General features: G+C 38.9%; 11 protein-coding genes. 4 read left to right on the plus strand and 7 right to left on the minus strand.

Annotation, left to right across the window (positions count from 1 at the left end; genetic code table 11):
* Positions 1 to 3 precede the first annotated feature (3 nt).
* The gene (gene argJ / locus ACFIJR_RS05410; protein WP_375626736.1) at positions 4 to 1,236 is read left to right on the plus strand and encodes a bifunctional glutamate N-acetyltransferase/amino-acid acetyltransferase ArgJ; all 1,233 of its coding nucleotides are present in this window, start codon (positions 4 to 6) and stop codon (positions 1,234 to 1,236) included.
* Positions 1,237 to 1,366: 130 nt separating this feature from the next.
* Complete coding sequence (gene mutT / locus ACFIJR_RS05415; RefSeq protein WP_375625611.1) at positions 1,367 to 1,780, plus strand: 8-oxo-dGTP diphosphatase MutT; 414 nt, start codon at positions 1,367 to 1,369, stop codon at positions 1,778 to 1,780.
* A gap of 845 nt (positions 1,781 to 2,625) precedes the next feature.
* Here mutT and ACFIJR_RS05420 read toward each other — a convergent pair.
* The 4 genes from ACFIJR_RS05420 to ACFIJR_RS05435 form a co-directional block, all read right to left on the minus strand.
* On the minus strand, positions 2,626 to 3,489 hold the full coding sequence (locus ACFIJR_RS05420) for an NlpC/P60 family protein (protein WP_375626740.1): 864 nt from the start codon (positions 3,487 to 3,489) through the stop codon (positions 2,626 to 2,628).
* A 157-nt stretch (positions 3,490 to 3,646) separates the two neighbouring features.
* Positions 3,647 to 5,020 (minus strand): M17 family metallopeptidase, encoded by a 1,374-nt coding sequence (locus tag ACFIJR_RS05425; protein ID WP_375626742.1) that lies wholly within the window; start codon positions 5,018 to 5,020, stop codon positions 3,647 to 3,649.
* 13 nt (positions 5,021 to 5,033) lie between these two features.
* Positions 5,034 to 6,032, minus strand: a complete 999-nt coding sequence (gene coaA, locus ACFIJR_RS05430) for a type I pantothenate kinase (protein WP_375625617.1) — start codon at positions 6,030 to 6,032, stop codon at positions 5,034 to 5,036.
* A 122-nt stretch (positions 6,033 to 6,154) separates the two neighbouring features.
* Positions 6,155 to 7,144 (minus strand): asparaginase, encoded by a 990-nt coding sequence (locus ACFIJR_RS05435; protein WP_375626744.1) that lies wholly within the window; start codon positions 7,142 to 7,144, stop codon positions 6,155 to 6,157.
* Positions 7,145 to 7,364: 220 nt separating this feature from the next.
* Here ACFIJR_RS05435 and hslV point away from each other — a divergent pair, with 220 nt between their 5' ends.
* On the plus strand, positions 7,365 to 7,946 hold the full coding sequence (gene hslV, locus ACFIJR_RS05440; protein WP_012754621.1) for an ATP-dependent protease subunit HslV: 582 nt from the start codon (positions 7,365 to 7,367) through the stop codon (positions 7,944 to 7,946).
* Complete coding sequence (gene hslU / locus ACFIJR_RS05445) at positions 7,947 to 9,257, plus strand: ATP-dependent protease ATPase subunit HslU (protein WP_375648363.1); 1,311 nt, start codon at positions 7,947 to 7,949, stop codon at positions 9,255 to 9,257.
* 19 nt (positions 9,258 to 9,276) lie between these two features.
* Here hslU and ACFIJR_RS05450 read toward each other — a convergent pair whose 3' ends face one another.
* The 3 genes from ACFIJR_RS05450 to rpsO all read right to left on the minus strand — a co-directional run bounded on the left by ACFIJR_RS05450 (position 9,277) and on the right by rpsO (position 13,063).
* Positions 9,277 to 10,272 carry a class I SAM-dependent methyltransferase gene (locus ACFIJR_RS05450; protein ID WP_375653779.1) on the minus strand — a complete coding sequence of 332 codons (996 nt, stop codon included), beginning with the start codon at positions 10,270 to 10,272 and terminating at the stop codon, positions 9,277 to 9,279.
* A gap of 72 nt (positions 10,273 to 10,344) precedes the next feature.
* Entirely contained in the window at positions 10,345 to 12,540 is a 2,196-nt protein-coding gene (gene pnp / locus ACFIJR_RS05455) for a polyribonucleotide nucleotidyltransferase (RefSeq protein WP_375651801.1), read from the minus strand.
* A gap of 253 nt (positions 12,541 to 12,793) precedes the next feature.
* Positions 12,794 to 13,063 carry a 30S ribosomal protein S15 gene (gene rpsO, locus ACFIJR_RS05460; protein WP_005774142.1) on the minus strand — a complete coding sequence of 90 codons (270 nt, stop codon included), beginning with the start codon at positions 13,061 to 13,063 and terminating at the stop codon, positions 12,794 to 12,796.
* Between the last annotated feature and the right edge of the window lie 180 nt (positions 13,064 to 13,243).

Below are 13,243 nucleotides of genomic sequence, written 5' to 3' on the forward strand. Positions count from 1 at the left end.
ATTGTGGTTTTGAAAATTTCTCCTTTGTCGCCTCAAAAGATCCAGGAGCTTTCTCCCTTATCTGGGGTACGGATAGCAACAGCTGAAGCTGGGATTAAATATAAAGATCGTACAGATCTTCTTTTCATCATATTCGATAAGCCAGTGAGTGTGGCCGGTGTTTTTACCCGTTCAAAATGTCCATCTGCCCCTGTAGAGCATTGTCGTGCATCGCTTCCTCATGGGGTTGCGAGGGGTGTTGTTGTGAATTCTGGAAATGCAAATGCTTTTACAGGAAGCAAAGGAAAGCGCACAACCGATGAAATCATCTGTGCAGCAGCGAACGCTTTAAAGGTTAGAGGAGATGAAATTTTTATAGCTTCTACGGGTGTTATTGGTGAGCCAATGGATGCATCGGGTATTGTCAATCTTTTACCAAGTATGGCAGAGACAGCAGAAGAGGGGAATTGGTTGGAAGCTGCAAAAGCCATAATGACAACGGACACATTTCCAAAACTTGCGACGCGCACTTTTGACTGTGGGGGAGAGAGTGTTACCATTAATGGAATTGCAAAAGGTGCTGGTATGATTGCACCTGATATGGCGACAATGCTGTCATTTGTGGTTAGTGATGCGACTATTTCTTCGGATGCACTCCAATCCATGTTATCAGAGGCAGTTGAGGGTTCTTTCAATTCAATTACTGTTGATAGCGATACCTCAACTTCAGATACGCTTATGTTGTTTGCGACAGGAAAAGAACATTTTCCATGTCTTACAAGTAAATCTGATCCGCGTTATGGAGTTTTTGTGAAACAATTGAGTGCACTTCTGCATGAACTTGCACTACAAGTTGTTTGTGATGGCGAAGGTGCTCGTCATTTAATTGAGGTTAATGTGATGGGCGCTACAACAAACAATGCAGCTAAAACTATTGCTTTATCAATTGCAAATTCACCGCTCGTAAAAACGGCTATTGCCGGTGAAGATGCGAATTGGGGGCGGGTCGTTATGGCAGTTGGGAAGGCCGGTGTTGAAGTCGATCGTGATCTATTGACGATTTGGTTTGGTGAGCATCGTGTGGCCGTGAATGGCGTACGAGATCCTGAGTATTGTGAAGAGACAATAGGTGCTTATATGCAAGGTAAACACATCACAATTCGTGTTGATATCGGTTTGGGTAAGAGCACAGCGACGGTTTGGTCTTGCGATTTAACAAAAGAGTACGTTATGATCAATAGCGATTACAGAAGTTAATGGATGCACTCTCTATATTTAACTGCCTATTATTATTTTTTAAAAGAGAATGAGATATGTGCGTTCTTTTTGAGGTAAGGGAATATACTAGAAAGAGACAGTTATCTTTATATTCTCATTGGAGAGTGATATGTATATAAAAAGTCCCCTTCTTCTTGTTGTTGCATGTGCACTGTTAGATCAAGATAATCGTGTTTTGCTTACCAAGCGTCCTGAAGGAAAATCGCTGGCTGGTTTATGGGAGTTTCCTGGTGGAAAGGTTGAGCAAGGTGAAACTCCAGAAATTTCATTGATTCGTGAACTAGAAGAAGAGCTCGGTGTGTATGTTCAGGCAAATAATTTACACCCTTTAACGTTTGCGAGCCATAGCTATACAACATTTCACCTCTTGATGCCGTTGTATCTTTGTTATCATTATGAGGGAGTTGCGCAAGGACGAGAGGGGCAAAATTTAGAATGGGTTTTTGTTAATGATCTTGATAAATACCCTATGCCTGATGCTGATAAACCATTGGTTCAGGTATTGAAAAATCATCTTCTTTAATGTGTTATAAGAAGGAAATATTGTTTAAATATAATTCAATATATTGATTTAAATTGATAATTTATAATTTTTATGTTGAATGGGAAAGTCCAGAGTCGTAATTTTTTTCATTTCAAATCTGTTTTATGTTAAATTAATCAAAATCATTCTTTTGCACGTTCCAAGTGAGGAGGGTCATGTGGATAAAATTATTTAAGAAAGAAATAAAATACGTGCTGAAAGAACTCTCCAATAGCCAAGGGTTATCGCAACATTGAGAATTGGCAAAGTATATAATGATGCTTTTTCACGCGGATCATTGTGAGATGGGTTTGGGTGCACTGAGAGGTATAAGGGGTACTTATTTCATGAGATATCGATAATAGGAAAAATTTCAAAAAATGTTGCTTTTGATTAAGAGGGGGGCATTCTTTAGGTAATGTAGAACGGCATTGTGTTGTATATTCACGAGCTTGTTTAAAAGAGGCATCTCGCAATGCTCCAAAGCCCATTTCGTGTCGCACTAGTGAATGGTATAACGTTAAAGCCCCCATGGAAATAATGTAAAATCTATTGAGCACCACTATCCTTACGCTTATGAAAGAGTAAGCTGGTCCCAATGTTATTATGATAGCTTTTGGCATTTGAGAGCATTCAGAAGGGATATTCTTACTTATACATCAATGTCGCTTGTGATGAACAAGCAAGCGATTTTGATTGATTCAACATAAAAACCGATTTGAAATGAGAGAATTTTACGATATTTGGAATTCTTGACACAGAATGAATGATGGATAATTATCCTTATAAATCAATTTATTATATAACAAAAACATCCAATTAATTATTTTTATAGGAGGCATGTATTAAGTTTCTTGCATTGGACGACGTTTTGCGATGGGATATTGATTTTTTTTAGCGATACGCGTAATTGCCTCTTCCAGTGGCTCGATCATAACGTCCATGGAAAAACCATTTGCATGAATAATATTTTCATGATCAACCATAATAGCAACATGATCTTTCCAAAAAATTAAATCGCCTCGTTGAAGTTTATCAGTATCTGTAAGAGGACTGCCTATAGTTTCTTGCTGCATATCGGTGTCACGTAAAACTATTTGATCGGTCATCATCATAGAGAGTTGAATGAGTCCCGAACAATCAATTCCAAAACCGCTGACACCACCCCAAAGATAAGGTGTACGGATAAAGGTTTCTGCAACTGTGACATAATCTTCGTATACACGTCCAATGGGGCTGAGATGGCTTGTAATGATTGCTGTTCCATTTTCAAGAATAGAATACATTGTGTCACGGACTTCAATTTCATCAACAACACTGACTTTGCTTCCCATAGATAATGGGGACACTATTGGTCCACGTAAGTCAGCGTGTAAATATTTAAATGTACGTGGTACTGAAACTATATGCGTTTGTTTTATAGTTGATGTACAAAGGGCTGTTGTATCAATATAACCAACATAACCATCTTTGAGGGATTGTCCCCACGACATCGTTTCCCCTTGTTCAAAAATGAGAAGTTCTTCTCCCAATAAGCATTCTGTTTGTCTTTCACTTTTTTTACTATTTTCTTTAAAAAGTCCAGCGACCGCTGTATTAACACGTTTTTTTTCACCTTGAACAAAGCGCTGGGCTGTAATTTCTGTTTCAAGACGTTGATCTGCTAGATCATTTCTGAATGCATAAAGTCTTGGGTCTTTAGAGATCATCTTTTTGCTTCCATTTTGTTACTTCTTACTTTTAAACAAACTCATGAAAACTCTATTGGTAAGGTTTTTATCCTCAAACAAAACTAAGAACACAGTTTAAGACGATTGCAATTATTCTTTAAGATGCAAAATTGTCTATCTTTGTGGATATTGTGTGTCAAACTTCATTTTTAAATATATTATAAAGGGCACGAATAGTTTGTGCTGATCCACCAATAGGGTATCCTGGTTTTTCTTTTGGAACCCATCCATAAAGGTCAAAATGCGCAAAATGTTCAGCTTTTTCAACAAAAGAATTAAGAAATAAAGCAGCCGTTATAGAGCCAGCAAAGCTATTTCCAGTTACATTGTTAAGATCAGCAATTGGTGATGATAACATCTCTTGATAAGGTTTCCAAAGGGGCATTTGCCAAAGAGGATCAAAAACAGCGTGAGCAGATTCAGAAATTTGTTGTGCCCATATTGAATCATTACAATAAAATGCGGGAAGATCTGGTCCTAATGCTATACGCGCTGCCCCTGTTAAAGTAGCCATACAAAGCATGAATTGTGGACTTTCTTCATCACCATAGGCGAGCGTATCGGCAAGGACAAGTCGTCCTTCAGCATCTGTATTACCTACTTCAACACTTAAGCCTTTACGACTTTTTAGAATATCACCTGGTCGGTAAGCATTCGCAGAAATTGCATTTTCTACAGCTGGAATCAAAACACGTAGACGGAAAGGCAATTTGGCATCCATGATAAGTTTAGCCAATCCCAAAACGTTTGCTCCACCCCCCATGTCTTTTTTCATAAGCAACATGTTATTGGCTGATTTAATATCGAGCCCTCCCGTATCAAAAGTTACCCCTTTTCCTACCAACGTTATTTTAGGATGATGTTCTTGCCCCCAGTGTAACTCAATCAGTCGCGGTGCAGTACTGCCTGCTCGTCCTACGGCATGAATCATCGGAAAGTTATGGGTTAAGAGATCATCTCCACAAATACTTTGGATATGAGCACCGTAGATTTTTCCTAGTTTTCGTACTTCTTTTTCGAGAGCATCAGGGGTCATATCATTGGCTGGAATATTGATGAGATCACGGACGAAAAAGACAGCTTCATAAATTCGTTGGAGTTCATTAAGATCAACGGCCTCATTGACATGGATAGACAATGATTTGAAAGAGGAATTTTGATGATAGCGATTAAATTGATAGCTACCGAATGCTAATCCAAGATAGGCATTTATTTCATCAGAGGTTGTACCTTCTAAATGCCATTGACCAGCAGGAAGTTTTTGAGCAAGCAGTCCTGTGATAAAGGGATCGTTCCCATTGCCAATTCCAAATAAAACTTTTTTTAAATGCCCCGTTTCATGAGGAACAAAGAGTATTTGTCCTGCTTTACCAGTAAAGTCATTAACTTTTATCCATGCTGTTGTTGACGCATCAAGTGATAAGTTGGCAAGAGTTCTTTGGTTTACCAAGATGATAGGGCAACTGTTATCAATACGCGTTGAGGTAAAATGAATGTGATAGTGCTGCATAGTTATGAGATCCTTATAGTCGTCTAAGTGCGACATACTCGACCAAATGATTTTTTCCTTTTCGTAGAATGAGATTGGATCGTGGTCGTGTTGGCAATATATTTTCTTGTAAATTTTTTAAATTAATTGTTTGCCAAAGATCCTCAGCGATTTTTGAGGCTTCTTTTTCACTGAGCTGGGCATAACGATGAAAATAGGATTCAGGATTTTGAAAAGCTGTTTTACGCAAACGTTTAAAGCGTTCCAAATACCAGTGACGAATGACTTCTGTTTCGGCATCGACATAGATTGAAAAATCAAAAAAATCTGATACGAAAGGAATAGCTTTCCCATCTTTAGGAAGATCACTGACCTGTAATACATTAATACCTTCAACAATTAAAATATCAGGACGATCAATGGTAATTGTCTGATTTTCTAGAACATCATAGGTCATATGTGAGTAAAGCGGGGCACGAACATTTCCGATACCTGCTTTTATAGCCGAAAGAAAGCACAGCAATTTCTTAATGTCATAGGAATCAGGAAATCCTTTACGATTCATACGATTTTTTTGCTGTAAGATTGCATTAGGATAGAGAAAACCATCCGTTGTGATCAGATCAACTTTAATGCTAGATGCCCATCGTTTCAACAGTTCTTGAATAATGCGAGCCGTGGTTGATTTTCCTACTGCTACAGAACCAGCAATTCCAATAATAAAGGGCGTTTTTCTACTCTCTTCTTGATGGAGAAACTGCTGACGTTTGTGAAAAAGTTCCTGTACTGCTTCAACATGGCATGCTAACAGACGCGATAAAGAAAGATAAATGCGTTGGACTTCTTTAAGATCGATAGGATCATCAATAGAGCGCAAACGCTTAATTTCATCAAAAGTCAAAGTAAGAGGTGTGTCTGCGCGAAACTCTGACCATTCTTGTGCAGTAAAAACACGATAGGGTGAATATCGGTCAGAAACGCATTTGACCAGATTATCTTCCTGATTAATTTTTTGTATAGTCGTATCAATCATTTGTATTGGACGAGAATTTTTTGCCGCAGCAATCGATTAAAAGTGGACAAGATGAGCGGCTTGATTTTCAAATAAATTTTGTTTTGCATGCTCTCTTCTTTAAGATAATAGATCATTTTTCATTAACTTATAGTCCAGTCATTCCAGTTTGCACGGATTTGTGCTAATGAGTGCCCTTGCGATAAAAACGCCCATAAAAGTAGACGCGCCTTTACGGCTGATAAATAACCAGACATGAGAGCACCAGAAGCAATCATATCGATTTCTGAGCCTTTATAGCCATAAGTTATACGAGTTGTTGAGCCATTACAACAACGACTAGCAATAATGATTGGTATTTTTTGTGCATATTGTTGCACAAGGTCGGCTTCTTGAAAACTACAGTGTCCTGCACCAAAACCAGCAATAACAACTCCAGCATAATACCCACTTTCAAGGCATAGTTTCATTAATTGTGCATCAGATGATAAAGAGGAATAGAGGAGTGCAATTTGATGATCGTGGTTTTGGGGGAGATCAAACGTTGTCGGAAAAAGTTTTTGATCATTGAAATAAATAAGTTTTCCCTCTAAAATAGTTCCTAAAATACCTACAAGACCTGATTGAAATGTTTCGACTTTGACGGTATGGCTTTTATAAAGCCAATAAGGTGAATGAATTGTATCATTTATGACAACAAGAACGCCCCTGTTACGACTTTGTGGAGCTGCTGCGACACGAGTGGCTGCTAAAATATTGGCCGGGCCGTCCGCACCTGCTTCATGAGGCATGCGCATAGCGCCGGTTATGATGAGTGGTTCAGCTTCCTTCCAATAAAGAGAAAGAAAAAAAGCTGTTTCTTCCAGAGTATCAGTCCCTTGTGTTAAAACAATACCTTCTGCACCAGCGTTTATTTGTTGTTTTGCCCACTCGATTATTTCAAAAAGAATTTGAAACGATAAAGATCCACTTGGTATTTGCATTAATGTTTGTGCATGAATATCAGCAACGTTATTTAAATCAGGAACACTTTTTATGAGGTTATCTGAAGTTAAAGTCGGTTGCATGTGACCAAAACGATCAGCAGTCATTGCAATTGTTCCACCTAAGGTCCCTATGGCTATTTTTTTCATAATTTTCCTCTAAAAGGCACAAACTGTTTATATAAAGCTATTTAGCAGTAATTTACATTGACAACAATGATATCATTTTTCCATTTTCAACAAATTGAGTTATGCTGAATCATTGTGTTTTGTTGTATATGTTCTTAAATAGGACAATAGTAGTTGAGTTTTACATTGTATGAAAAGAAATCAATATTAAAAAGTAAAGTTAATATTAAGGAGTCTCCTTATGACAGAACATAAGCCAGACATAATGTATGGTACAACAATTATTACGGTACGAAAAGGTGGAAAAGTCGTGATGGCCGGTGATGGTCAGGTCTCTCTTGGGCAGACAATTATGAAAGGTAATGCACGTAAAGTGCGTCGTCTTGGAAAGAACGGAGTGGTTATTGCTGGTTTTGCTGGTGCTACGGCAGATGCTTTCACATTACTGGAAAGATTGGAAACAAAGCTTGAACAATATCCTGATCAGCTTATGCGTGCCTGTGTAGAACTTGCAAAAGATTGGCGAACAGATCGCTATTTGCGTCGTCTCGAAGCAATGATGCTCGTGGCTGATAAGAAAGTAACTTTGGCTCTAACAGGGCTTGGTGATGTATTAGAACCAGAGGATGGGGTTATGGCAATTGGCTCTGGAGGAAATTTTGCTCTTTCAGCAGCGCGTGCACTCATGGATTTGGATTTGGATGCAGAAACTATTGCTCGTAAAGCTATGGCTATTGCCGCTAAAATTTGTGTTTACACCAATGATCATTTTACGATTGAAACATTGGATGCAGAATTATCTTCTTTAGAGAAAGCTATTTAAATGTGTGTTGTATTTTCCCCTCGTGAGACTGTTTCTGAACTTGATCGTTTTATTATTGGCCAAAATGATGCCAAACGCTCTGTAGCTATTGCACTGCGCAATCGGTGGCGTAGGCAACAGCTTGAGGAGCCGATGCGTGAAGAAGTTATGCCAAAAAATATTTTAATGATAGGGCCAACAGGTGTTGGTAAAACTGGTATTGCACGTCGATTAGCAAAACTTTCTGGAGCACCCTTCGTTAAAGTAGAAGCGACTAAATTTACTGAAGTTGGTTATGTGGGACGTGATGTTGAGCAAATTATTCGCGATCTTGTTGAAATTGCCATTTCTCTTGTGCGTGAAAAGAAACGGGATGAAATAAAAGAAAAGGCTCACGTGAATGCTGAAGAGCGCGTTTTAGACGCCCTTGTTGGTAAAACAGCCAGTCCCGCTACCCGTGATAGTTTTCGCAAAAAATTGCGTGAAGGTGAATTGGATGAGAAAGAGATTGAAATTGAAGTCGCTGATAATAATAGCAATAGTGCTTCAACCTTTGATATTCCTGGTATGCCTGGGGCACAAATGGGTATTATGAATTTATCAGATATTTTGGGAAAAATGGGCAGTCGTACAAAAGTCCGTAAGACGACAGTAAGGGATGCTTTTAAGCCGCTTATTGATGATGAATCTGAAAAACTCCTTGATCAGGATCAAATTATTCAAGAAGCGCTTCGTGTTGCTGAAAATGACGGGATTGTTTTTATTGACGAGATTGATAAAATTGCAACTAGGGATGGTGGAGCTAGTGCTGCCGTTTCACGTGAGGGCGTTCAACGTGATCTTTTGCCTTTGGTTGAAGGAACAACGGTTAGTACAAAATATGGGCAAATCAAAACAGATCATATTCTTTTTATTGCCTCAGGTGCATTTCATGTTTCTAAGCCATCTGATTTATTACCGGAACTTCAAGGACGTTTGCCCATCCGTGTGGAGCTCAACCCTTTAACAAGAGAAGATTTACGGCGCATTCTAACGGAACCAGAAGCTAGTTTGATTAAACAATATATTGCTCTTATGGCAACAGAAGAGGTTCATTTGGAAATTACCGATGATGCAATTGATGCTTTAGCAGATATTGCTGTAGATTTAAATGCAAGGATTGAAAATATAGGGGCACGTCGTTTGCAAACAGTGATGGAGCGCGTTTTGGATGAAATTTCTTTCACGGCACCTGATAAAGCTGGAACATCGTTTACAATTGATGCCGCTTATGTGAGAAAATCTATTGGTGAGCTTGCTGCTGATATCGATCTTTCACGTTTTATTCTTTGAAAGTTATAGCTTGTTCTGTTTATCTGCGTGCTTCGATAATTTTGAAACCATGGGCTTGTTCATGTATCAACACTGTGCGGAAAATATTTTTTAATAATGTTTCATAAGGCAGGTGGCGGTTTGCAACAAAAAGCAGACTGCCGCCTGGTTTTAGGCACTTTGCAGAATTTATAATAAAATTTTTTCCTAATGAAATATCTGTCGTTTGTTGCGTGTGAAAGGGTGGGTTTGAAATGATGGTGTCATACAGATTTGTGATAGGTTCATGCACAAGGTCGTGCCAATAAAAATGAATTGAAAAAGGAGCTGTTATGGATTTAAGGTGCTGTTTTGCTGCTCTCAAAGCGTTGTAGTCTGCTTCATAAAGGTCGAGAGCGGTGAGTTTTTCACTTCTTTCAAGCGCAACGTGAGAAAGATAGCCCCATCCAGCACCAAAATCAGCCGTTTTTCCAGAAATAACTTTGGGCATATAAGAAGCAAGTGCAGCAGATCCCGGATCAATACGTCCGTGTGAGAACATACCAGAAGTGGTTTGAAATTTATCAAAAGTGAGCGGTGGTAAGCGCAATTGTGCAATGTTATGTCTCTTAATTTGTTGAGGAACTTGCAACCAAAATACAAGACCATGATTTTTAGACAATTTGTTGGTGATGGGAACAATTGTTTTAACCCACTTCATCATTGAAGCAGCACCAGCAGTTTTATTCCCACTGATTACAATCCATCCATTGGGTTTAACGCATTCTAATAAATCAAGAAAACAATTTTGGTTAAAACCACGATATTTGCTCAAATGTAAAAATGCACCATCATAGCTGCAGGTTTTATCTATTTGAGGAGAGCAGTGAAATGGAGTATCGACAAATTTTAAAAAATCTGGTCGCCAAGGCGTAATAACTTTTAAATTCTGTGCCCATTCTGGAGTTGGGATTTCTGTTAAACCGAAACCTAACCAACATTGGTTTGGATCAGGATACGGGAGTTCATGATTTCCAAAAGGCAAAAATAATAACACACATGACTCTTTCAAAGAAAAATGCCACTCCAATGTTGGGATGGCATTTCATGATAAGATGAGAGGAAAAACTTACTCTTCTTTTTTCTTACGGCGGCGCTTATTTTCAGGTTGTTTTTTTTCATCCACAGACTTTTCTTCATTCATCTCTTTATCAGCGGTGATTCCCTTTCCGGTTTTTTGATCAACAACCTTCATTGATAACCGAACTTTTCCACGCTCATCAAAGCCCATTAATTTAACCCAAACTTTGTCACCTTCCTTCACAATATCGGTTGTTTTGGTAACGCGTTCTGATGCAAGCTGAGAGATATGAACGAGTCCATCACGAGAACCAAAGAAGTTTATAAATGCACCAAATTCTGCAGTTTTTACAACTGTTCCTTGGTAGATAGCACCAACTTCAGGCTCATCAACAATAGAATGGATCCAGCGTTTTGCTGCTTCAATGGTTTTAGCATCAGCAGAAGCAATTTTAATGGTACCATCATCTTCGATATTAATTTTTGCTCCAGTTTGTTCCACGATTTCTCTAATAACTTTACCACCAGAGCCGATAACATCACGGATTTTATCGACAGAAATATTCATAACTTCGATTCGTGGAGAAAATTCACTCAGCTCAGCACGTGCACTGGTTAAAGCTTTCGCCATCTCATTGAGGATATGGATTCGTCCACCTTGGGCTTGTTCAAGCGCGATTTTCATAATCTCTTCGGTAATACCATCAATTTTGATATCCATTTGCAAGGCAGTAATACCATTTTCTGTTCCTGCGACTTTAAAATCCATATCTCCAAGATGATCTTCATCCCCTAAAATATCAGACAGAACAGCAAAGCGTTCTCCTTCTTTAATCAAGCCCATAGCAATACCAGCAACAGGGCGTGCTAGAGGAACGCCGGCATCCATGAGAGCAAGTGAGGTCCCACAAACCGTTGCCATTGAAGAGGAGCCATTGGATTCTGTAATTTCTGAGACAGCACGAATGGTATAAGGAAAAGATTCTTTCGTTGGCAACATGGGGTGAATTGCCCGCCATGCCAATTTGCCATGTCCAATTTCACGACGACCAGGAGAACCAAGGCGTCCCGTTTCACCCACTGAAAATGGTGGAAAATTGTAATGGAGAAGGAATGTTTCCTTATACATTCCCGTTAACGAATCAACATATTGTTCATCTTCACCAGTTCCTAGTGTTGCAACGACAATAGCTTGTGTTTCTCCGCGGGTAAAGAGTGCAGATCCATGTGTGCGGGGTAAAATACTTACTTCTGATTGGATAGGGCGCACGGTAGAAAGATTGCGTCCATCAATCCGCTTTTGGGTATCAAGAATATTCCCGCGAACAATTTTTGCTTGCAACTGTTTAAATACGGTTGCAATTTGATCTGCACTAAACTTACAGTCTTCTTCTGTTTCGGGCATAAATTTATTGAGGATTTCTGTCTTTAGTGCATCAATTGCAGCATAACGTTCTTGCTTATCAGTAATTGTGTAAGCCTTTCGTATATCCTGTTCTGCCATTTTCTGCATTGCTTTTTCAAGTTCAGAAAGATCTTCAGGAACAAAATCACGAGGATCTTTTGCAGCAACTTCAGCAAGCTTTATAATGGCATCAAGGACAGGTTGAAGGCCTTTGTGACCAAACATCACGGCACCCAACATGATATCTTCCGGTAATTCTTGTGCTTCTGATTCAACCATCAAAACAGCACTTTCTGTTCCAGCAACAACAAGATCAAGTTTTGATTCAGGCATTTCATCAATATGAGGATTGAGAACATATTGTCCATTACAATAGCCAACGCGGGCACCAGCTATAGGCCCCATGAAAGGAACACCTGACAGGGTCAATGCAGCAGAAGATGCAATCATCGCAAGGATATCGGGATTATTTTCGAGATCATGCTGTATAACGGAAACAATCACTTGCGTATCATTTTTATATCCCTCAACGAAAAGGGGACGAATTGGGCGATCAATCAAACGTGAAACCAAAGTTTCATTTTCACTTGGTCGACTTTCACGTTTTAAATAGCCCCCAGGTATTCTACCAACAGCATAGGATTTTTCTTGATAATTAACAGTGAGTGGAAAAAAATCCTGGTCTGGTTTTGGACTTTTGGCTGATACAACGGTTGCTAAGACAATAGTTTCTCCATAGGTAGCAATCACTGCACCATCAGCTTGACGTGCTATTTTCCCTGTTTCAAGGGTGAGAGGACGCCCAGCCCATTCAATTTCTATCTTGTGCGTTTTGAACATTTTTTATCCTTAATGACCAGTGTTTAAATCTTTGATTGCTCACATTCTGGTTTTGCGTAGCATATTTCCAAGCTCTGGGGTGGACAACATACTTTTTATCTTTGTTACGAGAAGAGAGAAGTAAACTGCCTTAAATGCGAAATGATGAGCAGTCCTATCCCATAATAACTTGTCAGTTTTTAAATTTTTTAATTAAAAGCAACACGTTGAAAAAATGGGTGGTTTTTTTTAAAACACCACCACCATTTTTCTTTTAGCGACGCAAACCTAACTTCTTGATAAGTGTCTGATAACGATTTTGGTCAACTCCTTTAAGATAATCAAGAAGGCGCCGGCGTTGAGACACCATCTTCAAAAGACCACGACGAGAATGATTATCCTTTTTGTGAGATTTAAAGTGGTTTGTTAAATTAGAAATACGTTCAGAAAGTACAGCAATCTGTACTTCTGGTGATCCTGTATCACCAACTTTATTTGCGTATTCTGCGACAAGAGCTTGTTTACGTTCAGCTGTAATCGACATCGTATTATCCTTTCCAAAAACGAAGAAACATAAAGTCACCCATAGCCGAGATGTCGTTCAGCAAGGGTCTGTGAGGAAATAAGAAGAGTCAAAGACTCTTACCTATTTTCGTCCTTATATAGGAAAGAAGGTTAAAATACTAGTCCTTTACAGCATTTTGAAGTCTTTCTTTAAATAAAA

It is taken from the genome of Bartonella sp. OD88NMGDW (assembly GCF_042193775.1).
Taxonomy (GTDB): domain Bacteria; phylum Pseudomonadota; class Alphaproteobacteria; order Rhizobiales; family Rhizobiaceae; genus Bartonella; species Bartonella grahamii.

What these genes read in the sequence shown, in the direction of transcription:
- ACFIJR_RS05420 (WP_375626740.1), bottom strand. Translation starts at nt 3,489, where the DNA reads ATGATCTCTAAAGACCCAAGACTTTATGCATTCAGAAATGATCTAGCA.
- ACFIJR_RS05425 (WP_375626742.1), bottom strand. Translation starts at nt 5,020, where the DNA reads ATGCAGCACTATCACATTCATTTTACCTCAACGCGTATTGATAACAGT.
- coaA (WP_375625617.1), bottom strand. Translation starts at nt 6,032, where the DNA reads ATGATTGATACGACTATACAAAAAATTAATCAGGAAGATAATCTGGTC.
- hslU (WP_375648363.1), top strand. Translation starts at nt 7,947, where the DNA reads ATGTGTGTTGTATTTTCCCCTCGTGAGACTGTTTCTGAACTTGATCGT.
- mutT (WP_375625611.1), top strand. Translation starts at nt 1,367, where the DNA reads ATGTATATAAAAAGTCCCCTTCTTCTTGTTGTTGCATGTGCACTGTTA.
- pnp (WP_375651801.1), bottom strand. Translation starts at nt 12,540, where the DNA reads ATGTTCAAAACGCACAAGATAGAAATTGAATGGGCTGGGCGTCCTCTC.
- hslV (WP_012754621.1), top strand. Translation starts at nt 7,365, where the DNA reads ATGACAGAACATAAGCCAGACATAATGTATGGTACAACAATTATTACG.
- ACFIJR_RS05435 (WP_375626744.1), bottom strand. Translation starts at nt 7,144, where the DNA reads ATGAAAAAAATAGCCATAGGGACCTTAGGTGGAACAATTGCAATGACT.
- rpsO (WP_005774142.1), bottom strand. Translation starts at nt 13,063, where the DNA reads ATGTCGATTACAGCTGAACGTAAACAAGCTCTTGTCGCAGAATACGCA.